Source organism: Intestinibaculum porci, assembly GCF_003925875.1.
GTDB classification, from domain to species: domain Bacteria; phylum Bacillota_I; class Bacilli_A; order Erysipelotrichales; family Coprobacillaceae; genus Intestinibaculum; species Intestinibaculum porci.
The window spans coordinates 131,452-156,227 of record NZ_AP019309.1; the positions used below are offsets into that span (position 1 = coordinate 131,452).

29 protein-coding genes, 2 tRNA genes and 1 other annotated feature are annotated in these 24,776 nt (G+C 40.9%); of the genes, 26 read left to right on the forward strand and 5 right to left on the reverse strand.

Annotated features, from left to right (window positions below; genetic code table 11):
* Positions 1–47: 47 nt before the first annotated feature.
* Complete coding sequence (locus SG0102_RS00660) at positions 48–245, forward strand: FeoB-associated Cys-rich membrane protein (RefSeq protein WP_157982938.1); 198 nt, start codon at positions 48–50, stop codon at positions 243–245.
* Between the two features lie 76 nt (positions 246–321).
* Here SG0102_RS00660 and SG0102_RS00665 read toward each other — a convergent pair whose 3' ends face one another.
* Positions 322–891 (reverse strand): ferritin family protein, encoded by a 570-nt coding sequence (locus tag SG0102_RS00665; RefSeq protein ID WP_125118166.1) that lies wholly within the window; start codon positions 889–891, stop codon positions 322–324.
* A gap of 290 nt (positions 892–1,181) precedes the next feature.
* Between SG0102_RS00665 and SG0102_RS00670 the strand changes: the two genes are divergently transcribed.
* From SG0102_RS00670 to argB, 7 genes are all read left to right on the forward strand, one after another.
* Positions 1,182–1,298 carry a rubredoxin-like domain-containing protein gene (locus SG0102_RS00670; protein WP_125118167.1) on the forward strand — a complete coding sequence of 39 codons (117 nt, stop codon included), beginning with the start codon at positions 1,182–1,184 and terminating at the stop codon, positions 1,296–1,298.
* Between the two features lie 80 nt (positions 1,299–1,378).
* The gene (locus SG0102_RS00675; protein ID WP_125118168.1) at positions 1,379–1,861 is read left to right on the forward strand and encodes a lipoprotein; all 483 of its coding nucleotides are present in this window, start codon (positions 1,379–1,381) and stop codon (positions 1,859–1,861) included.
* 81 nt (positions 1,862–1,942) lie between these two features.
* Positions 1,943–2,153 (forward strand) — a binding site (T-box leader).
* A gap of 119 nt (positions 2,154–2,272) precedes the next feature.
* Complete coding sequence (locus tag SG0102_RS00680) at positions 2,273–3,487, forward strand: argininosuccinate synthase (protein ID WP_125118169.1); 1,215 nt, start codon at positions 2,273–2,275, stop codon at positions 3,485–3,487.
* A gap of 12 nt (positions 3,488–3,499) precedes the next feature.
* A complete protein-coding gene (gene argH / locus SG0102_RS00685) occupies positions 3,500–4,879 on the forward strand; it encodes an argininosuccinate lyase (protein WP_125118170.1) in 1,380 nt (459 codons plus the stop codon).
* Positions 4,872–5,906 (forward strand): N-acetyl-gamma-glutamyl-phosphate reductase, encoded by a 1,035-nt coding sequence (argC, locus tag SG0102_RS00690; protein WP_125118171.1) that lies wholly within the window; start codon positions 4,872–4,874, stop codon positions 5,904–5,906. The genes argH and argC overlap by 8 nt, the downstream gene beginning before the upstream one ends.
* 11 nt (positions 5,907–5,917) lie before the next feature.
* The gene (gene argJ, locus SG0102_RS00695) at positions 5,918–7,135 is read left to right on the forward strand and encodes a bifunctional glutamate N-acetyltransferase/amino-acid acetyltransferase ArgJ (RefSeq protein WP_125118172.1); all 1,218 of its coding nucleotides are present in this window, start codon (positions 5,918–5,920) and stop codon (positions 7,133–7,135) included.
* Positions 7,136–7,144: 9 nt separating this feature from the next.
* Positions 7,145–8,002: an acetylglutamate kinase gene (gene argB / locus SG0102_RS00700; RefSeq protein WP_125118173.1), complete on the forward strand. Its 858-nt coding sequence runs from the start codon at positions 7,145–7,147 to the stop codon at positions 8,000–8,002.
* Between the two features lie 17 nt (positions 8,003–8,019).
* Here argB and SG0102_RS00705 read toward each other — a convergent pair whose 3' ends face one another.
* The gene (locus SG0102_RS00705) at positions 8,020–8,238 is read right to left on the reverse strand and encodes a hypothetical protein (protein ID WP_125118174.1); all 219 of its coding nucleotides are present in this window, start codon (positions 8,236–8,238) and stop codon (positions 8,020–8,022) included.
* A 41-nt stretch (positions 8,239–8,279) separates the two neighbouring features.
* Entirely contained in the window at positions 8,280–8,990 is a 711-nt protein-coding gene (locus SG0102_RS00710; protein ID WP_148668820.1) for an ATP-binding protein, read from the reverse strand.
* A 317-nt stretch (positions 8,991–9,307) separates the two neighbouring features.
* Between SG0102_RS00710 and SG0102_RS00715 the strand changes: the two genes are divergently transcribed.
* From SG0102_RS00715 to SG0102_RS00725, 3 genes are all read left to right on the forward strand, one after another.
* Complete coding sequence (locus tag SG0102_RS00715) at positions 9,308–9,883, forward strand: cytidylate kinase-like family protein (RefSeq protein ID WP_125118176.1); 576 nt, start codon at positions 9,308–9,310, stop codon at positions 9,881–9,883.
* 13 nt (positions 9,884–9,896) lie between these two features.
* Positions 9,897–10,472 carry a DJ-1 family glyoxalase III gene (locus tag SG0102_RS00720; RefSeq protein ID WP_231999829.1) on the forward strand — a complete coding sequence of 192 codons (576 nt, stop codon included), beginning with the start codon at positions 9,897–9,899 and terminating at the stop codon, positions 10,470–10,472.
* A 166-nt stretch (positions 10,473–10,638) separates the two neighbouring features.
* Positions 10,639–12,024, forward strand: coding sequence for an IS4 family transposase (locus tag SG0102_RS00725; RefSeq protein WP_125118177.1), 1,386 nt, complete (start codon positions 10,639–10,641; stop codon positions 12,022–12,024).
* A 297-nt stretch (positions 12,025–12,321) separates the two neighbouring features.
* Here SG0102_RS00725 and SG0102_RS00730 read toward each other — a convergent pair.
* Positions 12,322–12,397, reverse strand: a tRNA-Glu gene (locus SG0102_RS00730).
* Positions 12,398–12,399: 2 nt separating this feature from the next.
* Positions 12,400–12,476: transfer RNA gene (locus SG0102_RS00735), tRNA-Asn, on the reverse strand.
* Positions 12,477–12,820: 344 nt separating this feature from the next.
* Here SG0102_RS00735 and SG0102_RS00740 point away from each other — a divergent pair.
* The 15 genes from SG0102_RS00740 (at position 12,821) to SG0102_RS00810 (ending at position 24,775) form a co-directional block, all read left to right on the forward strand.
* Positions 12,821–13,372, forward strand: coding sequence for a biotin transporter BioY (locus tag SG0102_RS00740; RefSeq protein ID WP_125118178.1), 552 nt, complete (start codon positions 12,821–12,823; stop codon positions 13,370–13,372).
* Between the two features lie 97 nt (positions 13,373–13,469).
* Complete coding sequence (acpP, locus tag SG0102_RS00745; RefSeq protein ID WP_125118179.1) at positions 13,470–13,700, forward strand: acyl carrier protein; 231 nt, start codon at positions 13,470–13,472, stop codon at positions 13,698–13,700.
* Between the two features lie 60 nt (positions 13,701–13,760).
* A complete protein-coding gene (accB, locus tag SG0102_RS00750) occupies positions 13,761–14,186 on the forward strand; it encodes an acetyl-CoA carboxylase biotin carboxyl carrier protein (protein ID WP_125118180.1) in 426 nt (141 codons plus the stop codon).
* Positions 14,186–15,547, forward strand: a complete 1,362-nt coding sequence (gene accC / locus SG0102_RS00755; RefSeq protein ID WP_125118181.1) for an acetyl-CoA carboxylase biotin carboxylase subunit — start codon at positions 14,186–14,188, stop codon at positions 15,545–15,547. The genes accB and accC overlap by 1 nt, the downstream gene beginning before the upstream one ends.
* Positions 15,540–16,400 (forward strand): acetyl-CoA carboxylase, carboxyltransferase subunit beta, encoded by an 861-nt coding sequence (gene accD / locus SG0102_RS00760; protein ID WP_125118182.1) that lies wholly within the window; start codon positions 15,540–15,542, stop codon positions 16,398–16,400. The genes accC and accD overlap by 8 nt, the downstream gene beginning before the upstream one ends.
* Before the next feature lie 11 nt (positions 16,401–16,411).
* Entirely contained in the window at positions 16,412–17,359 is a 948-nt protein-coding gene (locus SG0102_RS00765; RefSeq protein WP_125118183.1) for an acetyl-CoA carboxylase carboxyltransferase subunit alpha, read from the forward strand.
* A complete protein-coding gene (locus SG0102_RS00770) occupies positions 17,352–17,816 on the forward strand; it encodes a MarR family winged helix-turn-helix transcriptional regulator (RefSeq protein WP_125118184.1) in 465 nt (154 codons plus the stop codon). Before SG0102_RS00765 ends, SG0102_RS00770 begins: the two co-directional genes overlap by 8 nt.
* The gene (locus SG0102_RS00775) at positions 17,813–18,754 is read left to right on the forward strand and encodes a beta-ketoacyl-ACP synthase III (RefSeq protein ID WP_125118185.1); all 942 of its coding nucleotides are present in this window, start codon (positions 17,813–17,815) and stop codon (positions 18,752–18,754) included. Before SG0102_RS00770 ends, SG0102_RS00775 begins: the two co-directional genes overlap by 4 nt.
* A complete protein-coding gene (locus SG0102_RS00780; protein ID WP_125118186.1) occupies positions 18,745–19,680 on the forward strand; it encodes a nitronate monooxygenase in 936 nt (311 codons plus the stop codon). Before SG0102_RS00775 ends, SG0102_RS00780 begins: the two co-directional genes overlap by 10 nt.
* Positions 19,677–20,732: an NAD(P)H-dependent flavin oxidoreductase gene (locus SG0102_RS00785; RefSeq protein ID WP_125118187.1), complete on the forward strand. Its 1,056-nt coding sequence runs from the start codon at positions 19,677–19,679 to the stop codon at positions 20,730–20,732. Before SG0102_RS00780 ends, SG0102_RS00785 begins: the two co-directional genes overlap by 4 nt.
* Positions 20,733–20,736: 4 nt before the next feature.
* Positions 20,737–21,666: an ACP S-malonyltransferase gene (gene fabD, locus SG0102_RS00790; RefSeq protein ID WP_125118188.1), complete on the forward strand. Its 930-nt coding sequence runs from the start codon at positions 20,737–20,739 to the stop codon at positions 21,664–21,666.
* A gap of 1 nt (position 21,667) precedes the next feature.
* Complete coding sequence (fabG, locus tag SG0102_RS00795) at positions 21,668–22,417, forward strand: 3-oxoacyl-[acyl-carrier-protein] reductase (RefSeq protein ID WP_125118189.1); 750 nt, start codon at positions 21,668–21,670, stop codon at positions 22,415–22,417.
* Between the two features lie 13 nt (positions 22,418–22,430).
* Entirely contained in the window at positions 22,431–23,669 is a 1,239-nt protein-coding gene (gene fabF, locus SG0102_RS00800; RefSeq protein WP_125118190.1) for a beta-ketoacyl-ACP synthase II, read from the forward strand.
* On the forward strand, positions 23,670–24,101 hold the full coding sequence (gene fabZ, locus SG0102_RS00805; protein ID WP_125118191.1) for a 3-hydroxyacyl-ACP dehydratase FabZ: 432 nt from the start codon (positions 23,670–23,672) through the stop codon (positions 24,099–24,101).
* Entirely contained in the window at positions 24,101–24,775 is a 675-nt protein-coding gene (locus SG0102_RS00810) for a biotin--[acetyl-CoA-carboxylase] ligase (protein ID WP_125118192.1), read from the forward strand. The genes fabZ and SG0102_RS00810 overlap by 1 nt, the downstream gene beginning before the upstream one ends.
* Position 24,776: the final 1 nt, after the last annotated feature.

Below are 24,776 nucleotides of genomic sequence, written 5' to 3' on the forward strand. Positions count from 1 at the left end.
GTTAGTAAAAGCTAACTATAATAAATAGAGAAGAGGAGAGAATGCTTATGATCGCTACAATTATTATTTGTATTATAATTGGTATCTGGATGCTTTACGTTGGTTATCGTCGTTTCTTTGATAAGAAGCATTCCATTGGATCATGCGGCGGAAGCTGTCATGACTGTCATAGTGAACTTTGTCATTTAGATCTTGTCAAAGAATATCGTCGTGATCAGGCACGCCAGAAAACAGAAACACTTTAAAAAAGGGCCTTTGCCCTTTTTATTTTGCGTTCATATAAAAGAAAACGGATGTGCAGCGACACATCCGTAAAGGTGATTATTCACCGAAATATCTCTTTAATAAGCCAGCGAAAGCTTTGCCATGACGCGCTTCATCTCTCGCCATTTCATGAACAGTGTCATGGATTGCGTCTAAGTTAAGAGCTTTAGCACGTTTAGCTAAATCAGTTTTGCCAGCGGTAGCACCGTTTTCAGCTTCAACACGTACTTCAAGGTTATGCTTAGTAGAATCAGAAACAACTTCACCTAATAATTCAGCGAATTTAGCAGCGTGTTCTGCTTCTTCATGAGCAGCTTTTTCATAGTATAAACCAACTTCTGGGTAACCTTCTCTAAAAGCGACACGAGACATTGCTAAATACATACCAACTTCTGAACATTCACCTTCAAAGTTAGCTCTTAAATCATTCTTGATATCTTCAGGAACATCTTTAGCTACGCCAACAACATGTTCTGCAGCCCAAGTTAATTCACCTTCAACAGGAACGAATTTATCTTTTGGCTGATGGCAAGTTGGACAAGTCCAAGTATCAGGCAAATCAGCGAATTTTACTCCTTCTTTTTCTTCGTCATAAATATGACCACATACAGTACATCTAAATTTCATTTTATTACACACCTTTCTTTAGATTTGAACTCTATATATACATTATGATGAATTGATGAAAGCGATTCAAGCACTTTCAAACTTCATCATTTTTTTCTTCCTGAGCTCTTCTATGGCTCTATCATAGCACTGTTTTCACGATATGTAAATAGGAATCATTACTATTTGTTAAAATTTCTGTAAAGCCTTTGTAAAAAATCGAGAGTATGCGTATTTGTATTGAAAAAGTGTCTTTGAAATGCTATTGTGTTAATAGGAAATTTTCCTAAAAGCTAAGGAGGTACAAAAATATGAAATGGGTTTGTACAGTATGTGGCTACGTTTACGAAGGTGACGAATTACCTGAAGACTATGTATGTCCAGTATGTGGCGTAGGCGCTGATCAGTTCGAAAAAGTAGAAGAATAAGATAAGAAGTCATTCCCTTGGGGAATGGCTTTTTATAGTATTTATCATGGTTTTCGATTATAATAAAAGAGGGTGATCATATGAAAAAAATTCTCATTTTGATATTATCAGTCTTTCTCCTAGCCGGCTGCGGCTCATCTAAGAAGACAACAAAAAAGACAAAAACAGAGAGCAGTTTAAAGCTCTCAGATGTTTATAATAAACGTTACATGCAGGATGAAATCCTTTATGTGAATAAAGATCAGTACAGTGATAAAAAGTCTGCTTATGACCCTGAACTGGTGTATGTTATCAGTCCGAAAAGTATTATCTTTGAAACGAATCTGAAGTATTCCTCAGTGACTTATAAGAGTGCTAAGCTCACAGATTCAGACAAAGAAATGATCGGTGATGTAAAGAAAAAGTATACCGTTTATACGAAGGGCTCAGCCTTGGGAATGACCATATTGTTGGGGAGTAAGAAGCTCTATATTGCCAATAATACGTTAGATCAAAAGGGGTATACCTATGTGGCTTCTTTAAAAGAAATCACGGAAACTTCTAAAAATAACAAAAAGAATTAACTTTGTTCGTATTAAGAGAAATAAAAATTTTAAAAAAGTTGTTGACATTCAAAAAAGACGAATGTATTATAGGGCCATACAAACAAAGCGATGAACGAGATTAGTATCTTAGTCCTACCTCTAGCGAGGCGGTACAGAGTGGAAGGCCGCTAGGAAAAACTAGGAGAATCGCCCTCGTGAGTGTCTGTTGGAACTTGAGTATAACAGAACGTTTCGTCTACGTTACAGACATTGAGGTGGATGTTTTTAAGCATCAACTAGAGTGGTACCGCGTTTATTCGACGTCTCTAATTTTAGAGACGTCTTTTTTGTATATGAAGGAGGCAATGATCATGAAATCACGGCGAAAGGACTTTAATCATTTATAAACCAAAAAACAAAAAAATTAACACATTTAAGGAGATTAGAAATATGGAAAAGAAATTTAATAAAGTAGTTTTAGCTTATAGTGGTGGATTAGATACATCAATTATTATCGCATGGTTAAAAGAAACCTATGGCTGTGAAGTTATTGCCGTAAGCGCTAACGTTGGCCAGGCTGATGAATTAGAAGGTCTGGAAGCGAAAGCTTTAGCCACAGGTGCTTCTAAATATATTGAATTAGACTTAAGAAAAGAATTTGTGGAAGATTTCATCTTCCCAGCCATCAAAGCGAACGCTAAATATGAAGGCAAATACTTATTAGGGACTTCTCTGGCAAGACCAATCATTGGCAAGAAGTTAGTCGAAGTCGCGAAAGCAGAAGGGGCAGATGCAATCTGCCATGGCTGCACTGGTAAAGGAAATGATCAGGTCAGATTCGAATTAGCGATCAAAGCCTTTGCGCCTGATATGCCAATCATCGCACCATGGAGAGTATGGGATATCAAATCTAGAGATGATGAGATTGATTATGCCGAAGCAAGAAAAATCCCTCTAAAAATCAACAGAGAAACCAACTACTCTAAAGATAAAAACTTATGGCACTTATCCCATGAAGGATTAGATCTGGAAAACCCAGCGAATGAACCTAAATATGATGAAATCTTAGAATTAGGTGTATCACCAGAAAAAGCACCTGATACCCCAACTTATGTCACAATTACTTTTGAAAAAGGGATCCCTGTAGCTCTTGATGGAGAAAAGATGGATGGTGTGACATTAATTGAAAAGCTGAATAAAATCGGCGGGGCAAACGGCATCGGTATTATCGATATGGTGGAAAACAGATTAGTCGGGATGAAATCAAGAGGTGTTTATGAAACCCCAGGCGGAACTATTTTATATCAGGCTCATCAGGACTTAGAAGAAATCACCGTTGATAAATATACAGCGCACTTTAAACAGAAAGTATCCTTAGAATTAGCTGATATCTTATATAACGGTTACTGGTATTCTCCATTAACCGAAGCGATCAATGCATTTGTCGATAAGACACAGGAAAACGTTAATGGCGATGTCAAATTAAAATTATACAAAGGCAATATTATTGAAGCAGGAATGACTTCACCAACATCATTATATAGTGAACAGACGGCATCATTTGGTGAAGATGACGATTACAACCAGGCTGATTCAGCAGGCTTCATTAACTTATATGGCTTACCAATCAAGATGATTGCGAAAGCTAAAGAAGGATCATTATAGGAGGTATTCACAATGGCGTTATGGGCTGGAAGATTTTTAAAAGAAATAAATAAAGATGTCAATGCATTTAATTCATCATTATCCTTTGACTGCCGCATGTACAAACAGGACATCCGCGGCTCTCTGGCTCATGCCAAGATGCTTTGTAAGCAGGGGATTATCGATCAGCAGGCTTATGAGGAAATTACTAAAGGCTTAAATGATATCCTTCATGAAATTGAAGAAGGAACCCTGCTTTTTGATCCTAATGCAGAAGATATCCATATGTTCATTGAGGCGGAATTAACCAAAAGATATCCCGTCTCAGGGAAAAAATTACATACCGGACGTTCAAGAAACGACCAGGTGGCCTTAGATTTAAGACTTTATGTCCATGATGAAATCAAAGAAATCGATCAGTTATTAAAAGAGATGATCAAGGTCTTAACGGATGTGGCTATCCAGCATACGGAAACCATTATGCCGGGCTATACCCATTTACAGAGAGCTCAGCCAGTGACTTTTGCCCATCATCTGATGGCTTATGCCGAAATGTTTTTAAGAGATATCGATCGTCTTAAAGATATCGATAAAAGAGTTTATGTATCACCACTTGGCAGCGGCGCTTTAGCCACCACAACGTATCCTTTAGATCGTCAGTTTACCGCTGAAGAATTAGGGATGTATGATATTATGTACAACTCTATGGATGGAGTGAGTGATCGTGACTATGCCATTGAATTTGCGAATGCTTTAGCTCTTATTATGATGCATTTATCAAGATTTTCTGAAGAAGTGATCTTATGGTGTTCATGGGAATTTAAGTTCATCGATTTAGATGATGCCTATGCCACGGGTTCATCGATCATGCCACAGAAAAAGAATCCGGATATTGCCGAATTAGTCAGAGGGAAAAGCGCACGTGTGATCGGCGATGCGACAACCTTATTAACTATGATGAAAGGTTTACCATTAGCTTACAATAAAGATATGCAGGAAGATAAAGAAAACCTTTTCGATGCCATTGATCAGGTGAAACTCTGTTTACCAGTTTTCAAAGATATGATCAAAACAATGACGGTGCATAAAGAAAAAATGAGAGAAGCAGCGGCCCGCGGCTTCATCAATGCCACTGACTGTGCTGATTACTTAACGAAAAAAGGTGCCGCCTTCAGAGATGCTTATAAGGTTACTGGACAGTTAGTCGCTTACTGCATCGATCATCAGTTGACTTTAGAAACATTACCACTAGATGTTTATAAACAGTACAGTGAAAAGTTCGATGAAGATGTGTACCAGGCGATCGCTTTAGAGACATGCCTGAAAAACAGACAGGTTATTGGCGGTCCATCACCAGCAGTGGAAAAGAAAAATATTGAAAGAGTTAAAGCAAAGGTGAGTGCAGATGATTAAAGAAGGAATTATAGGGGCTAGCGGATATGCCGGCTGTGAAGTCTTAAGATTATTACTGATGCATCCAGCGGTGGAAGTAACCGGCGTTGGCGCCCGCAGCTTCCTGGGAAAAAAGGTTTCTGACCTTTATCCTTCTTTCTATAATGTGACGGATTTGACTTATACAACCGACGAAGAAGTTATTGCTGGAGCTGATGTGGTGTTTGCCGGATTGCCAGCAGGCATTTCAGAAAAATATGCTAAAGCATGCGTTGAAAGTGGTAAGAAATTTATCGACTTAGGGGCGGACTTTCGTTTAGAAAAAGAAGAAGACTATATCAAATGGTATGGCAAAGCTTATGAAGACAAGCCTCTGCATGAAAAGCAGGTTTATGGCTTACCAGAAGTCCATCGTGAAGAGATCAAAAAGGCCAGCATTATCGGGAATCCCGGCTGTTATCCGACAACCGTGAATTTAGGACTCTATCCATTATTAAAACATCATCTCAATGCGGGGACAAAAGTGATTATCGATAGCGCTTCGGGAACGACTGGCGCAGGGAAAAAACTGACCGAAGATACCCACTTTACCAAGACCAATGAATCTTATCATCCTTATAAAGCAGGGAATCACCGTCATACGCCAGAAATGGAACAGGAATTATCTCATATGGCTGATGAAAAGATTCAAGTGACTTTTGTTCCACATCTTTTACCAGTTAATCGCGGGATCGTTTCTACAATTTATATCCCCGTCAAAGAGAATCTCACATTAGAAGAGATTCATCATATCTATACAGATACTTATAAAGATGAACAATTTGTCCGTGTTCTTCCATTAGGAATGAATGCTGATCTCAAATTTGTGACCTATACGAATTACTGCAATATCTCTTTACATATGGACGCGCGTGACCATACCCTGATCATCGCTTCAACCATTGATAATATGGTAAAGGGAACAGCAGGTCAGGCTATTCAGAATATGAACCTGATGTTTGGTTTAAAAGAAAATACCGGACTCAACTTTGTTGGTCCGTCGTTCTAAGGAGGCTTTCTATGCAGGAAATAGAAGGTGGCGTCACCGCGCCGCTTGGCTTTAAAGCCAATGGCGTAATCGCCAATATCAAAGGGCACAATACAACAAAAAAAGATTTAGCAGCGATCGTTTCTCAGGTACCTTGTACCTGCGCTGCTACTTATACTCAGAATAAAGTCAAAGGAGCCCCTTTGACAGTTACTAAGAAACATTTAAAAAATGGTCAGGCACAAGCTATTATCTGTAATAGCGGGAATGCGAACACCTGTAACGCTAATGGGATTGAAATAGCGGAAGGTGCCTGTGATTTACTCGCTAAAGAATTACATATGGATCCATCAGATGTTGTCGTGGCATCAACCGGTGTCATCGGTCAGCCGATGACTTTAGATCCTTTTGAAAAACATATTCATGAACTTGTCTCAGGTCTAAAAGAAGATGGTTCTGATGATGCGGCTAATGCCATTATGACAACTGATACCCATAAAAAAGAATATGCCGTTGCTTTCAAGATTGGTGATACGACATGTCATATCGGTGCCATTGCCAAGGGTTCTGGAATGATCCATCCGAATATGGCGACGATGTTAGCGTTTGTCACATCGGATGTGGATATCTCACGTGAGATGTTAGAAATGATGGTTCATGATGTCGTTAATGATACCTTTAATATGGTTTCTGTTGATGGTGATACCTCGACGAACGATATGTTAGTCGTTATGTGTAATGGTTTAGCTGACAATAAAAAGATTGTCATCAAAGATAAGCATTATCAGATTATGAAGGAAGCTCTTTATTATATTTGTGAATCATTATCAAAAGGGATTGCAAAAGATGGCGAAGGAGCTACCAAACTGCTGACCTGCAATACCCATAATGCGCGCACTTTGCATGATGCGAAGACAGTTGCTAAAAGCGTCATCACATCTTCTTTATTCAAAGCGGCGATGTTTGGCAAAGATGCCAACTGGGGTCGTATCTTATGTGCCATTGGTTATGCCCCAGCGGATATTGATATTACTAAAGTAGAAGTTTCACTCTCAAGTGCGCAGGGCTCTATTATCGTTTGTAAAAACGGAGCCGGTGTCCCTTTTAGCGAAGGGAAAGCCTTAGATATCTTAAGCGAAGATGAAATTGTCATTGATATCGATCTCCATGATGGTGATTATATGGCTACCGCCTGGGGCTGTGATCTGACATATGATTATGTCAAGATTAATGGCGATTATCGAACTTAGGAGGATACTATGGCAAAACATGCAGTATTAAAAGCAAAAATCTTAGCGGAAGCCGTTCCTTATATTCAGGAATATCATGATAAAATTGTTGTCGTTAAATACGGCGGGAATGCCATGGTCAATGAAGTCCTCATTGATAATGTCATCAATGATGTCTGTCTGATGAATTTAGTTGGTATTAAAGTTGTCCTCGTCCATGGCGGAGGACCAGAAATCTCTAAAGCCTTAAATAAGATGCATATCGAATCGAAATTCGTCAATGGCTTACGTTATACCGATGAGGAAACGATTGATATCGTTCAGCAGGTCTTAGCGGGCAAGGTCAATAAGAACCTCGTTAAACGTATTCATACCCACGGTAATAAAGCAGTTGGGTTATCAGGGATTGATAACATGCTGCTAAAAGCAAAAAAGGTGGAAAGCGCGGATTTAGGCTACGTTGGAGAAGTAGAAGAAGTCCATGCAGAAATTTTGAACGATGTCTTAGATAAAGGTTATATTCCGGTTGTTGCCAGCGTCGGAATGGATGAAGAAGGACATTCCTATAACATCAATGCCGATACCGCTGCGGCCGCGATCGCCAGTGCGTTAGGTGCTGAAAACTTTGTTGTGGTTAGTGATATTCCTGGGTTATTACGTGATAAAGAAGATGAGAATTCACTTATCTCCAGCGTCACTATTGATGATGTCCTCAATCTTACCAAGCAAGGCATCATTGCTGGGGGCATGATCCCGAAAGTAAAATGCATTACTGATGCCTTGAAAAAAGGCGTCAAGAAAGCGGTTATCATTGATGGTCGTATCCCCCATGCGATTATCATTGAAATCTTCTCTGATGAAGGATCAGGAACCCAGTTTATCAAGTAGGATGGAAGTCCTACTTTTTATAATGCATCAAGTTCATACTGTAAGATAATAAATTCTTTAAAGCGCGGTAAGATAAAAGAAACTTTACCAAAACGTGAGGTATCGATTAAACCTTTTTCTTTTAGACGATTGCGATAGACACTGAATTTTTGTGAGGATATATTAATTTGCTGGCGAATTGTCTTAACTAAGTCATCAGGACTATCTGCAATGGCTTTACAAACTAATCGATCCATATCTGATAATTCACTCCATAATTTTTCATAGGAAGATTCTCTTAGAATCTGATCATAAATAGGCAGGATTTCATCGAGGGTCTGAGCGTCTTGGCGTTCAAAATAAACATACCTAATGCCTGAAAGGCAAAAGCGTACCCTTTAGTGAGCTGAGCGAGCTTTAAAGCCTTATGAGTGGGAATTTGAAAAACGGACTGATAAGAAGAAGCCATCGCTGAAATATCTAGTGGGGTTGTAAAAATCTTAGGGGCACGGTAGAGAAAAGCTAAAGTCTTCTCGTTTTGTAAATCTGCAATATTTTCATAAAGTCCGGTTCCTAGGAAAAAAATAGGTAAATTTTCCATCGTGTAGACTTGGAATTGATGGGCAAATTCTACCATTTGAGGTGTATTGATGACTTCGTCGATGGTAATCAATACTTTCATTTCTTTTTGGGAGACCGCTTCTAATAATGATTTAAGGTTAAATACGGAATATTCTGGTAAGCTGTTATGGTTCATCTCAGCTTTGAAGATTCCTAAGTTGATCTCTGCTGAAAAAGATAAATGCAATTGAACAATTGCAGCATACAGTTCATCATAAATAGCTTGCAGGATATCGTGGTGAGGATTGATCCGTAAGACGATCCAACTGCTATCTTTTTCAAGTTCACTAGCGATTGATGACATCAGTACTGTTTTTCCTGAGCCACGTACACCAGTGATTAGAAAAAATGTATCCGTAATAGGCGACATCGTGAAAGTTGTGATCACACGATTTCTAAGTTCATATCTTTCAATGAACTCAGGCGGTTTGCGGCCGAAGGAGAGAGTATATGGATTTTTTTAAATAACATATCAACCATCCTTTCTGCTTTTTATAACCTTTTATAACCTTTTATAACCTTTTATAACTTTATAGAATTTTTATAACTTTATAGATATTTTATAACTTATCTTCTTTTAACGTAAATCAAATGATGTCCATCAAATGAAATATTTTTTTCTAAACTAGGACTTTGATAGTTTTTTTATTGTCTATGTATTAAAATAGAGGTAGAGAAAAATATTTAAGCTAGGAGGTGCTTAAAATGACGTATAACATTATTACTATTACCAGAGAGTTTGGCTCCGGCGGGAGAACCATTGGCAAGGAAATCGCTGATCGCTTAGGCTATAAGTTCTATGATTATGAACTGGTTAAAAAAGCCGCTGAAGAAAGCGGGATGGCTGAAGATTATATTAAAGATCATGGCGAAGATGCCAGTGGCCGTTCTTTACTTTCTTTTATGTGGAATAATGCCGGCGGGTCTATTTCTGACTTACTGTATATCGCTCAGCGTAATGTCATCCGCCAGATTGCCGAAGAAGGGCATTGTGTGATTGTTGGCCGCTGTGCTGATTACATCTTGCGCGAACGAGATGATGTTTTTAATATCTTCATTCATGCGGATATGGAATTCAAAGAAAAACGCATCGTTGAAAAATATGGCGAAAGAACTGATTCTCCACAGAAGCGTGTCGAAGATAAAGACAAAAGACGTATTGCTTACTACAAATACTATACAGGACGTAAGTGGGGCGATGCGAAAAACTATCAGCTGAGTATTGATAGCGGTGCATTTGGCGTGGAAAAATGTGTCGATACGATTATGAATTTGTTATAATAAGGATATAAAATTGAAGAAGAAAGGAATGATGTATAAAGTGAAAGCTGCTATATTATTAGCTGATGGCTTTGAAGAAATTGAAGCTTTAGGTGTTGTGGACATTTTAAGACGTGCCAATATTGATATTGATACCGTCTCAGTGCAGGAAGGCTTCGATGTCACTTCATCACGCGAAATCTGCGTCAAAGCAGATAAGTTATTTGTTAATATGGATCAGTATGACATGATCATTTTACCAGGAGGCGCTGGGGCTTGGAAACTGCGAGAAGATCCAAGAGTGATCGAACTGGTTCAGAAATATGACAAAGCCAATAAAATGATTGCGGCTATTTGTGCAGCACCAATGGTGTTAGGAAAAGCTGGTGTCGTGAAAGGAAAGAAAGTGACTTCTTATCCAGGGGAAGAAATTGAATCTTATCTTAAAGAAGCTACTTATGTGAATGAGAGAGTTGTTACTGATGGCAACATCACCACATCTCGTGGTCCTTTCACAGCCTTTGATTTCGGCTATGCGTTAGTCGAAAGATTAGGTAAAGATCCCGCGGATCTTAAAGAAGGAATGCTTTATAATATGTTTACAAAATAGGGGAGAAATCCAATGTCATTCAGTTAAGCATTTTTTGAGCCAGTTCACTCAATTCTACTTGAGTGGCCTGGCTTTTTTATTTTTAAAATAATGCAAAAAAGACTTGACAAGCAAAATTCCGGAATAAATTCATAATCCGAAGGAAATTGTAGGAGGATTTTTACTTATGATTTCTAAACAAGATAAAGAACGAAATTTTGATTATGAAACGGAGGCTTGTGCTTTTAATACTACCCCCGAAGGGGTGAATTTGGCATTGGAAAAATCGATTAAGATGGTTACAGACAATATTGCATGTTATGTTATTGATCCTGTATCTGATATGACAAGAAGCCGTAAAGTTCCAGCTGATATGATTATTAGATTTCTCATTCACAAGGAAGGAAAATCCATCAGATCTGAGATTTGTGAGCAGATGCCTGAAGGTATGGAGTTTCAAGCTTCAGCTTTCTGCATGCAGAGATATAAAATAAAGCCTAATGCATTTAACAGAGTAATGACGCTTTTCAATCAGACTATCAAACCTAAGAACACATTTAATGGCTACTATATCATTGCCTGCGATGGCTCCGACTTGAACATTCCTTTTATGAAGGATCATCCTGAGTTAATCGTTAAAAGCAAAAAAGGAAGGGATTTTTGTCAGATCCACCTCAATGCTCTTTATGACTGCCTTAATGGAGTCTATTGGGACGCAGAAATGACAACACCTAACAAAAAAAGAGAACCTGGTGCTTTGATTACTATGACTGAAAGAAAGTATTACCCAGAAAAATCAATTATTGTATGTGATAGAGGATATGTTTCATACAAACTGATGGCTGATTTTATTGAGAAAGGACAAAAATTTGTGATTAGGTCTAAGGATATTAATATCCGTAGTTCAATCCTAAAAAGATTTGATTTGCCAGATGAGGAATTAGACCAGGAAGTCAGCGTTACACTGACAAGAAGCAATAAACGTTATAATAGCGATCGAAAAAAATATGCATTGGTCAATTCAAATATCGATTTCCCACAAATTGATACATGGAGTAATGATGATTACGTAATAAGCTACAGAGTTGTCCGCATAAAGCTTGATGATGAAAACTTTGTAACTCTTGTCACTAATTTAAGCAAGGAAGAAATACCGTTTGAGTATATGAAAGAGCTCTACCATTTAAGATGGTCTCAAGAACAATCATTTTTTAATTTGAAATATAGAATAGGTTTAAAATATTTCAATTCAAAGAAAGTTGATGGCATACTGCAAGAAGTATATTCGAAACTTATCATGTTTAACGTAACAAGTGTTATTACGAATAGTGTTGATATTCCTGATATGAAAGCTGAAGAGTATGAGAAAAACAAAAAAAGAGTTGCACACAAAACGAAGGCAAACTTTGCCGTCGCAATCACCAATGTACATCTCTTTCTTAAGGGAACTATTTCTGAAAAAGGACTCATAAATAGAATCAAGAAATTTGTAATCCCAATCAGACCTGGAAGATCATTCACTCGAAAAATAAGACCCCAGTCACTAGCTCCTCTGAACACTAGGGTATCATAATTTTTCAAAATCTCAAGAATAATTAGGAAATTAATAAATATAGGGATATTATGCCAAATTACATCAATTTACTTAGGATAAAGCTAAATGAGCAAAATCAAAAAAACAGACCATGAGAATTGGATCATGTTTCGCATTCTCACAGTCTGAAACTTTGGTTAACTGAATAGCCGGTCTCAGCTTTTTCAGATCATTCGTCGCAATTTCAGCTTAATTGAATGACATTGGGAGAAATCTCCTATTTTTTCTTATATAGGTACAAAAAAAGACTACCCTTACGGGTAGTTACACACTTATTGGTGACGGATACGGGATTCGAACCCGTGAATGCATGCGTGAAAGGCATGTGAGTTAACCGTTTCTCCAATCCGCCACTGGCGCCTGTTGTAGGACTCGAACCTACGACCCCCTGATTAACAGTCAGATGCTCTAACCAACTGAGCTAAACAGGCAACTCAAGTGCATTGATAATATATCAAACATTTCCTCCTTTGGCAAGAAAAAAATGAAAAAAGTGACAACTTTTTTTGCGCTTTTTTTGCGGTCACAAAATGAGGCGACTCTATGGGGCGGATATTGCTTCTTTTTGTTTGTAATTCAAAATAAAAATATACAGTTTTAAAAGTCCTTATAAAAATGTTTTTGAGTCTAAAATAATCGTTTTGAATATCAAAAAGAAGCCATAAAACCTCGAATAAACCGAATATATTGATTTAGTTTCTAAAACCAAATAAAAAAGAGTGCTTTACTAATAAAATTTACAGTGCTATCCTAATGCCGAGGAGGAAATTTTGATATGCAAAATGATACAAAGGTACTTGCCCGATCAGCAGTTTTTATTGCTTTGATTATGATTGGTGCACAGATCAGTATCCCGCTGCCATCGTTAGTACCCATTAGTTTACAAACTTTGGCTATTTATATGTGTGCACTGATGTGTGAAAAAAAGCATGCCTTACTGATCACGTTGGTTTATGTCTTCATGGGTGCTATTGGTTTACCAGTTTTTGCCGGCTTTACCGGCGGAGCTTCCCATGTGTTTGGTCCATCTGGCGGTTTTATCTTTGGCTTTCCGGTGATGGCTTTTATGATCAGCGCGATTGCTTATAAAAGTGATGATGTGAAAGTCTGGAGCGCAGCGATGCTTGCTGGCACTATTGTGCTCTATGCCATTGGTACGCTTTACTTTATGTATGTTACAAAAAGCAGTATGATCACCGCATTATCAAGCTGTGTTCTGCCATTTATCCCAGGCGATCTGATCAAGATTGCAGTCAGTTGTATTATTGCGAAACGTGTTAAGAAATTTGTTGTTCAAAAGAAAAATATTGTGTTAAACAACAACTAATGCAAGAAAATAGAAATTTAAAATTTAAACATCAAACTATTTACAAATACTTTGAACATGATATAATGCTCGTGTAAAAACAAGGAGGAAAAGAAATATGAATACATTTGAAAAGGTAAAGGATATTATTGTCGACTCATTAAGCTGTGACGAAAATGACGTTACTTTAGAAGCTAGCTTAACGGATGACTTAGAAGCGGATTCTTTAGATGCTGTCGAATTAATTATGGCTGTTGAAGATGCTTTTGATATCGAAATCTCTGATGAAAAAGCTTCCGCAATGAAGACTGTTAAGGATATCGTTGATTACGTTGAAGCGAACGCTTAATTTTTTTAGACTCAGAATTTGAAATTCAAATTATGAAGTTCAAATAGGGAGGAAGAATTCATGGATTTAGTAAAAGAACTGATGACTGCCTTTGAACAGGCAGACATTAGTAAAATGAAAATCGAAATGGAAGGCATTAAGCTGGAATTAGAAAAGGCGACAGCGCCAGTTGCTCCAACAGCTCCAGTTATGCCGGTTAATACCCCGGCAGCGCCGATGCCAGCAGTGCCTGCATCTGAAGAAAAGGCCGCTGGCACAGAGGTCAAGTCACCGCTTGTCGGAACCTTCTATGATGCGCCATCACCAGAAGCTCAGCCCTTCGTAAAAGTAGGCGATCAGGTCGCTCAGGGAGATACGCTTTGTATCATTGAAGCGATGAAAGTTATGAATGAGATCAAGGCACCATGTGATGGAACGATTGCCTCTATTTCAGCACATAGTGAAGATCTTGTTGAATACGATCAGACATTGATGGTGATTGCCTAATGTTTAAAAGAATATTAATTGCGAACCGCGGTGAAATCGCGGTTCGTATTATACGTGCCTGTAAAGAGATGGGAATTGAAACGGTAGCGGTTTATTCCACGGCTGACAGAGACTCTTTACACACCCAGCTAGCCACTCAGGCGATTTGTATTGGCGCTGCTAAAGCAAACGATAGTTATTTAAATATGGAAGCGATTATTGAGGTGGCGGTGGATACCGGCTGTGAAGCTATTCATCCAGGCTTTGGCTTCCTCTCTGAAAATAGTGAATTTGCGGCTTTAGTGGAAAAATGTCATCTTAAATTTATTGGTCCAAAAAGTGATGTGATCGATGCTTTAGGCAATAAGTCAAAAGCCCGTGAAATGATGATTGCCTCACAGGTACCGGTCGTACCAGGCAGTGATGGCTCAGTCAAAGACTTTGATGACTTAAAGAAAGTTGTTGCAAAGATCGGTTATCCGGTGCTGATCAAAGCTTCCGCTGGCGGCGGCGGCCGCGGCATGCGTCGCGCTTATAAGCCGGAAGAATTAGAAGAAGCGTATATGACAGCGAAAGCCGAAGCGAAAGCGGCTTTTGGTGATGATGACATGTATGTTGAAAAACTCATTGTCAATCCAAAACATGTGGAATTTCAGATTCTTGCGGACGAACATGATCATGTGGTTTATCTCGGTGAACGTGACTGTTCTATTCAGCGTCGTAATCAGAAGATGATTGAAGAATCACCTTGTAAAGTTTTAAGTGATGATTTACGTAAACGGATGGGAGAAGATGCTGTCAAAGCTGCCAAAGCAGCTGGCTATACCAATGCCGGAACAGTGGAATTTGTCTTAGCGCCAGATGGCTCTTATTACTTTATTGAAATGAATACTCGTATTCAGGTTGAGCATCCGGTTACCGAAATGGTCACTGGTATTGATTTGATCAAAGAGCAGATCCGTATTGCGGAAGGTTTAAAGTTAAGTTTTACCCAGGATGATATTCAGCTGCGCGGTCATGCGATTGAATGCCGTATTAATGCAGAAGATCCTGATCATAACTTTGCGCCTTGTCCGGGTAAGATTACAACTTTACATTTACCAGGCGGAATGGGCGTGCGCATTGATACCTATGTCTATCAGGGCTATACCATTTCTCCTTACTATGATTCGATGGTCGCCAAAGTCATTGTCCATGCGCCAACACGTTTAGAGGCGATTAAAAAGATGCGCCGCGTCTTATCGGAATTAGTTATTGATGGGGTAACGACCAATCAGAAAGTGCTCTTCTATATTTTCCATCAGCCAGACTATGTCAAAGGCAAATTCAATACTGGTTTTATTGATGCCCACTTAGAGGAGATGTTAAGAGACGATGGATAAGATTCTTAAAAGGAGACGTCATCAGCTGGATGAATTCAAAGCATATTTAGGCAAGAAAAATACACCAGCGCATGTTGAGATACCTGATGGCTTATATACCAAATGTCCCCAGTGCGGGGAAATGATTCCTACCAATAAACTGCGGGATTCTCTTGATGTCTGTCCAAACTGCGGCCATCACTTCTATATCGAAAGTCATAAACGCTTAGCAGCGCTTTTTGATGATGGTCAGTATAAAGAATACTACAGTCATATGAAAACGAAGGATCCGCTTGATTTTCCGGATTATGATGTAAAGTTAGACAAGGCTAAGAAAAAAACGGGGATGGATGATGGCGTGGTAGTGGCTAGCGGCCGTATTGGGGCCATTAAAACCATTGTTGTAGTCATGGATAACCACTTTATGATGGCTTCAATGGGGACTGTGGCCGGGGAAAAAATCACCCGCGCGATTGAAATGGCGACGAAGAAGAAAAGACCGCTGATTATCTTTTCTTCGAGCGGCGGAGCACGTATGCAGGAGGGCATCTTCTCGCTGATGCAGATGGCCAAAACCTGTGCCGCTTTGCAGCGTCATCTTGATGCTGGTTTACTTTATATTTCTTATTTGACGCATCCGACAACTGGCGGGGTGACGGCTTCATTTGCGATGCTTGGTGACATTAACATTGCCGAACCAAATGCTTTGATTGGTTTTGCCGGTCCACGAGTGATTGAAGGCACGATGAAGCAGAAACTGCCAGAAGGCTTCCAGCGCTCTGAATTTTTGGAAGAACATGGTTTTGTCGATATGATTGTCAATCGTGCAGAAATGCGTCAGACACTTGTGAAATTATTGCAGTTACATGTCTAGGAGGGGAGCTTATGTCACTTCAAGAAAAAGAACAGAAAATTCAGGAATTAGAATCAAAACTGGATACGATCAAGAATGATCCTGAGCTCGCTAGTCATGCATTAGTGAGTGATGTGGAAAAGAAGATTACCTCACTCAAAGAAGAGACTTATCGCCACTTATCGGCTTATGATCATGTTTACTTAGCGCGTAAACCGGCTCGTCCACATATCAAAGATTATATTAATAACCTTTTTGATGATTTTATGGAAATGCATGGGGACCGTTATTTTGGCGATGATCAGGCAGTGGTTGGCGGGATTGCGACTTTCAATCATTTGCCAGTTACTGTGATCGGTCATCAGAAAGGGCGCAGTCTTGATGAAAATATGCGCTGTCAGTTTGGTATGGCTTCTCCCGAAGGCTACCGTAAAGGTATCCGGCTGATGAAACAGGCGGAAAAGTTTCATCGTCCGATTATTACTTTCGTGGATACGCCAGGGGCTTTCCCAGGTATTGAAAGCGAACAAAATAATATTGGTGAAGCGATTGGTCAGTCCCTGATGTTTATGAGTAAAGTGACGGTTCCAGTTATCGTCTTTGTCGTTGGGGAAGGCGGTTCTGGCGGCGCTTTAGCGTTAAGTGTCGGCAACTATATGGGAATGCTGGAAAATGCGGTTTATTCCGTTTTGTCGCCGGAAGGGTTCGCTTCTATTTTGTGGAAGGATCTGAAAGGCGAACGTGTCGCGGAAGCCTGTGAAGTGATGAAGCTGACGGCGGCTGATTTGCATCAGTTTGGCATCGTTGATGAAATCATTCCTGAAGCCTTAGGCGGGATTACGGAAAACCCTGCCTTAACTTATCGTGCTATTCGTCAGATCATTAGCCGCGAACTCGATACGCTCACGCGTAAGTCCGCGCATGATTTAGTGAGTGAACGCTATAAAAAGATCAGGAAGATAGGTGAAGTCCATGGATAAAACGTCCCTGAGAAACAGAGAAATCATTAATGATTTTCTCGTCAATATGTTTTATCAGATTATTGATATAGAAAATGCCTATATGAAACATCATGGTATTGGTGATTTATCCGTTACAGAATTGAAGCTGTTAGATATCGCTTCTTCCTTAAAGCGGCCGGCGATGACCGATATTGCCAACCGTGTGCATTTAACCAATGGCACGATTACTTCAGCGATCAAAAAGCTGGAAAAGAAAGGTTATGCCCATCGCGTGCAGGATGCGAATGATAAAAGAATTTATCGGGTGAAATTAACCGCTAATGGTAAAAAAGCAGTGAAATATCATGTGGCCTTTTTTGATGAAATGGTCGATGCGGTATGTAATCATGAAGAACTCGGCTCTGATAAAATGCTTATTGGCACGTTGAGCCGTTTATCCGTGTTCTTTGATTCAATGAAGGAGGAAGTCTCATGAAAGGTCTGACAATTGTCTCGACAGGCTATTATGTCCCTTCGAAAAGACTGGCGAATGATGAATTCACAAAGTTTCTCGATACTAGTGATGAATGGATTACCTCGCGTACCGGGATTCATGCTCGACATTTCAGCGAGGGAGAAGATACGACAGATCTTGCTTATCAGGCGGCTGTCAAAGCTTTAGAGGGTTATGATCCTCAAGATATCGGCGTTATTATTGTGGCTTCGATTACCAATACTTATCTCACGCCATCAACGGCTTGTTTATTACAAAAACGCTTAGGCTTAGCGGAAGATGTCTTTGCCTTTGATGTAAATGCGGCCTGTTCCGGCTTTGAATATGCTTTAAGCGTCGCCCGTGCACAGTTAGCTTTCAGCGCTAAGCCTTATGCTCTAGTCATTGGGGCAGAAACGTTATCATCCATTATCGATTTTAAAGATCGCTCGACCTGTGTGCTTTTTGGTGATGGAGCAGGAGCAGCTTTAGTTAAAAGCAGTGATAGCTTATATTTCGATATGCAGGGAGCGATCGGCAATGACGAAGCGCTTTTCTGCAAACGTCAGGATGGTTATCTTACAATGCAGGGGCGTGAAGTTTTCCGCTTTGCGACCGGCGCGATTGAAAAATGTATTCGCACGCTTTTAGAAAGGGCGCAGTTAGCGGTTAATGATGTTGATTATTATGTCTTGCATCAGGCTAATGGCCGGATTATCTCACACGTCTATAAAAAACTGAAAGCCGATCCGGCGAAGTTTTATATCAACTTAAATGAATATGGCAACACCTCAGGGGCCAGCGTCCCTCTCGCGTTAGCTGAAATGAATGAAAAAGGCCTGCTTCATCCCGGCATGAAAATTATGCTGGTGGGATTTGGCGGCGGCCTCACCTATGGGGCAAACTTACTAGAATGGCAGGAGGAAAGTCTATGTGGTTAAATGAAACATTAGGGATTCAGTACCCTTTAATTCAGGGAGGAATGGCGAGAGTCGCTACTGGCGAATTTGCGGCAGCCGTTTCGAATGCTGGCGCTTTAGGGATTATCGGTTCTGGCGGCATGACCTGTGAAATGTTGGAAAAGGAAATTCATATCGCCAAAAGCAAAACAGATAAGATTTTTGGCGTCAATCTGATGTTAATGAATCCAGAAGTTGATGCGCAGGCGCAGCTGCTCATTGATGAAGGCATCAAAGTTGTCACCACCGGGGCTGGCAATCCTGGCAAATATATTCCTGCCTGGAAAGAGGCGGGAATGATCATTATGCCAGTTGTACCTAGTGCTTCTTTAGCGAAAAGAATGGAACGTGCCGGCGCTGATGCGGTGATTGCGGAAGGTACAGAATCTGGCGGTCATGTCGGTGAACTCACGACCATGGCATTAGTACCACAAGTGAAAGATGCGGTTTCGATTCCTGTCATTGCGGCTGGCGGGATCGCTTCCGGCCGTCAGGCTTTAGCGGCTTTAGCGCTTGGCGCCGATGGCTTCCAGGTAGGAACAATGCTGCTGGCAAGCTATGAAGCACCGATCCATGAAAATTATAAAAAGGCGGTGCTTAAAGCCAAAGATACCGGCACTGTTGTTACCGGCCGCATTGGCGGTACACCAGTGCGTATCTTAAAAAATAAGATGGCTAAAGAATATATCAAGAAAGAAAAAGAAGGTGCCAGCCTGATGGAATTAGAAAAATTCACCTTAGGAGGCTTACGCCGTGCGGTTGTTGAAGGCGATGTTGATACAGGCTCTTTAATGGCTGGTCAGGTGGCTGGCATGATCCATCAGGAAGACTCTCTGGAACATATCATTGCGAACCTTTTTGAAGAACTGAAAGCAGCCCAGAAACGTGTTGCGGAGATCGCTTTATGAAAGGCGTAGAGATCGGCGCCTTTCATCTGGGTGTTCCCATTATCCAAGGCGGAATGGGCGTTGGTATTTCCTTAGGCGGCCTCGCTGGAGCGGTTGCGCATGAAGGCGGTATGGGTATTATTTCAACGGCTCAGATTGGTTTTAAACAGCCTGATTTTATGAAAAATGTGCAAGAAGCCAACTTGCGCGCTATTGATTTACAAATCAAAAAAGCGAAAGCGATCGCGAAAGGGCATGGCATGGTTGGGGTCAATATTATGGTGGCTTTGCGTGATTATGCCCAGCATGTCAGACAGGCGGTGGAAAGCGGCGCTGACTGCATTATTTCGGGAGCGGGCTTACCGTTACACTTACCCGCATTAGTTGGTGATGCCAAAACAAAAATGGCACCGATCGTCTCTTCCGGCAAAGCTGCCATGCTCATTTTAAAGTCATGGGATCGTAAGTTTCATAAAACGGCTGATTTCCTGGTTATTGAAGGCGCGAAAGCCGGTGGCCACTTAGGCTTTAAAAAAGAGGAAATCCTCAGTCATCAGACTCAGGGGCTGCTTGATATCTTTAAAGATGTCAAAGACGTCGTTAAAGGCTTTGAAGAAAAATACCAGCGTCACATTCCAATCTTTGTGGCTGGCGGTATTTACAGCCATGAAGATATCATTGAAGCATTAGATGCCGGCGCTGATGGGGTACAGATGGGGACGCGTTTTATCGCTACCCATGAATGTGATGCCGATGACATGTACAAGCAGGCATTTCTTGCCTGCCGTGAGGAAGATATCACGATTGTCACCTCACCAGTTGGCATGCCCGGGCGAGCGATCAACACGCCGTTTATGCAGAAAGTGGCACAGGAGAAGCAGCCCATCAAACATTGTTTTCAATGTATCAGCAGCTGTCATGTAGCTAATGCCCCTTACTGTATTACCCAGGCCCTTATTGAAGCGGCTTTAGGTCATTTTGATCGTGGCCTCTTCTTTACCGGCGCCAATGGCTATCGGATCGATAAAATTGTTAGTGTGAAAGAACTTATGGATGAATTAATAGGAGCGTAAACATATGAAAATAGGATTTATTTATGCTGGTCAGGGCAGTCAGTATGTCGGCATGGGAAAAGAGTTTTATGAAACTTCACCAGCTTGCCGTGAACTCCTTGATGGCGTTTCATTAGATTTTGATTATAAACAGATGATGTTCGAAGGCGATATGACGGCTTTATCACAGACATCACATACGCAGCCTTGTATGGTGGCGGTAGCGATGATGGCGACTTTATTACTGAAAGAAAAAGGGATTACACCCGCTTATACGTGCGGTCTATCCTTAGGGGAATATTCGGCTTTAGCCTGTGCTAATGTCTTTACTCCAGCGCAAGCTATTGAAATCGTCCGTAAACGTGGTTTAGCGATGGAAAAAGCCGCAAAAGGTATCGATAGTAAAATGTGCGCGATCATCGGCATGGATCGTGAAACACTGCAAAAAACGATCGATGCTCTGGATCCAGCATTAGGATATGTGGCGATCGCTAATTATAACTGTCCGGGACAGTTAGTTGTCGGCGGCGAAGAAAGAGCGGTTGATGCATTAAGCAATGCGGCTTTAGAAAACGGTGCCCGCCGCGCCATTCCCCTTAATACCAGCGGTCCTTTCCATACAAAACTCTTAAAAGCGGCGTCAGAAGAATTACATGAATACTTCAAACATGTCACTTTTGGAGATATGCAGATTCCGGTGATCTTCAATAGTACCGGCAAAGAATTAGATGCCAGCGTGACAATCGCTCAGATGCTGGAAAAGCAGGTTATGAGTCCGGTTTATTTCGAAGATAGTATTCGTTATATGATTGCTCATGGCGTTGATACGATTATTGAAATCGGTCCGGGCAAAGTTTTAAGCGGCTTTGTTCGTAAGATTGATCGCTCTATTAAAACTTATCATGTAGAAGATAATGCCACTCTTGCGAAAGTGGTCGAAGAATTGGGGGAGTAAGATGACAGCACATAAAATTGCCTTAGTAACCGGCGCCATCCGCGGGATCGGTAAAGCCACGACATTAGCCTTAGCCAAGCAGGGCATCGATGTCTGCATCAATTTTCGGGATCACGCTGCAAACCGAGAAAAAGCGGAAGCGTTAAAGGCAGAATGTGAAACATATCAGGTAGAAGCTTTCTTAGTGCCTGGCGATGTCAGTGTTGAAGAAGATGTCAAAGCCATTTTCAAAGCGATCAAAGATCATTTTGGCCGTTTAGACATCTTGGTGAATAATGCGGGGATTACTCGTGATGCGCTGATTTTAAGAATGAATAGTGAAAATTTTGATCAGGTTATTGAAACCAATCTTAAAGGTGTCTTCTTATGTATGAAACAGGCTGCGCGAATCATGATGAAACAAAAAAGCGGCCGTATTATTTCCTTGTCTTCAGTGGTTGGTGAAATCGGTAATGCTGGTCAGGTTAACTACGCCGCTGCCAAAGCTGGGGTTATTGGTATGACGAAAAGCTTAGCTCGCGAATTAGGTAGCCGTCATGTCACCTGCAATGCGGTTGCACCAGGCTTTATTGCAACGGATATGACGAAAGATTTACCAGCCGATATTGTCGCGCAGATGCAGGCGCAAATTCCTTTAGGAGAATTTGGTGAAGCCGAAGATGTAGCGCAGGCAATCGTATTCTTAGCGAGCGATCAGGCACGCTATATTACCGGTCAGGTCATCAACGTCGATGGCGGTATGGTGATGTAAGGGGGAAAGAATCATGGAAAAACGCAGAGTTGTAGTCACTGGCTTAGGCGCCATCAGCGCTATTGGCCATAATGTTAAAGAAAACTGGCAGGGGATCAAAGAAGGACGAAATGGGATTGCGCCCATTACCTTATTTGATGCCACAAATTTCAAAACAAAACTGGCAGCGGAAGTTAAAGACTTCGATGTCACACAGTTCTTAGATAAAAAAGAAGCCAAAAAGATGGATCGCTTCATTCAGTTTGGGCTTATTGCAGCTAATGAAGCTGTTAAAGATTCAGGATTAGATACAGAGGCGATCGATCAGGATCGTTTCGGGGTTGTCGTTTCTTCGGGAATTGGCGGACTTGGCTCTATTGAAACGAACTTTGAAAAAGGCTCAAAACGCGGTTTTGATCGTGTTTCCCCATTCTTTATTCCGATGACGATTTCGAATTTAGCAGCGGGTCATATTGCCATTACCCATCATGCGAAAGGCTTATGTACCTGCCCGGTAACCGCTTGTGCCGGCGGCACTAACGCGATCGGCGATGCCTTCCGCAATATTCGTGATGGTTACCAGGATGTCATGATTGCTGGCGGCTGTGAAGCTTCGATCACCCGTTTGGGTATTGGCGGCTTTACTTCAATGAAAGCCTTAAGTGATGCGACAGATCCTAATCGTGCGTCTATTCCTTTTGATTTGGCTCGTCATGGCTTTATCATGGGTGAAGGCGCTGGCATTCTGGTTTTAGAAGAATACGAACATGCGAAAAAACGCGGCGCGCATATTTACTGTGAAATGGTTGGCTACGGCGTTTCCTGCGATGCCCATCATATTACGGCGCCAGCACCAGGCGGCGTCGGCGGGGCGAAGGCGATGCAGAATGCTTTAGATGATGCCCAGATTAGCCCTGAGGCTATTGATTATATCAATGCTCATGGGACGTCTACTCACTTAAATGATTTAGGGGAAACTCAGGCTGTTAAGAGCGTCTTTAAAGATCATGCTTATCATTTAGCAATGTCTTCAACCAAAGGCAATACCGGTCACTGTTTAGGGGCTGCTGGCGGGATTGAAGGAGTCTTCTTAGCCAAAGCTGTCGAAGAAGGCTATCTGCCAGCAACGATCAACTATCAGGAAAAAGATCCAGAGTGTGATTTAGATATTGTTCCTAATACGGGACGTAAGCAGGAAATTCATTATGGGATGAGTAACTCATTAGGCTTTGGCGGTCATAATGCGGCGATCATCTTTAGGGAGGTCAAGTAAATGGAGCTCAACAGTAATCAGATTGCGGCGATTAATCCGCATCGTTATCCTTTTGCCTTAGTTGATCGCATTACTGACTATCAGCCGGGAGAATATGCGAAAGGCATCAAATGTGTCAGTGTCAATGAAATGCAGTTTATGGGTCATTTTCCAGAACATCACGTGATGCCTGGCGTGCTCATTGTCGAAGCGTTAGCCCAGACTGGCTGTGTAGCGATCTTATCGCAGGAAGCTTTTAAAGGAAAACTTGTTTTCTTTGCCGGCATTAATAAATGTAAATTCAAAGGCCAGGTTATTCCGGGTGATGTCGTGGAATTAGAATGCCAGTTAACGCGCATGCGTTCAAAAATCGGCATTGGCGAAGCGACCGCTAAAGTGAATGGCAAAGTCGTTGTCACGGCAGAATTAACCTTTGCGATCGGAGATAAATAATGATTATTACTTTCGAAGAGATTGATTCTACGAATAGTTATATCGAAAGAAATATCCAAACGTTACCTGATCATACCCTGGTGAGAGCGCTATATCAGCGTTTTGGCCATGGTCGACGCGATCATATCTGGGATTCTCCTAAAGGGGAGAATCTCCTTTTCAGCATCCTGTTAAAAAGTCCTAAACGGCCCTTTGTCTATACAATGTGTGCTGCTTATGCCATTGTCTTAGCTTTGCGGGATTATCATATCGCCGCTTCAATCAAGTTTCCTAATGATATCTATGTTGATGATCAGAAGATTTGTGGTATTCTGACAACCGCTCTTTATGAAAACGGCTATCAGGGGACGATTGTTGGCATTGGTCTGAATGTTTATGATCGTCTTCATGTTTCCATGAGTGATTACGTAGATGAAGAAATTGATTTAGAAAAACTGATGTTATCAATAGATGAGACTTTTCAAAAGTTATGCCGGCAGGATTTTGATCAAGTCGTCGCTCATATTAATCAGTGTTCTTACCTGCAGGGGAAGATTCTTCCCTATGCACCTTATGGGAATGTGTCTTTTGATTGTTTAAATAGTGATGGGACAGTTTCTCTTAATAATGGCACGAAAGTCATAAAGATACCACTAAACGAAATAAATTTAGGAAATATGACGCAAAAGCTTTAAT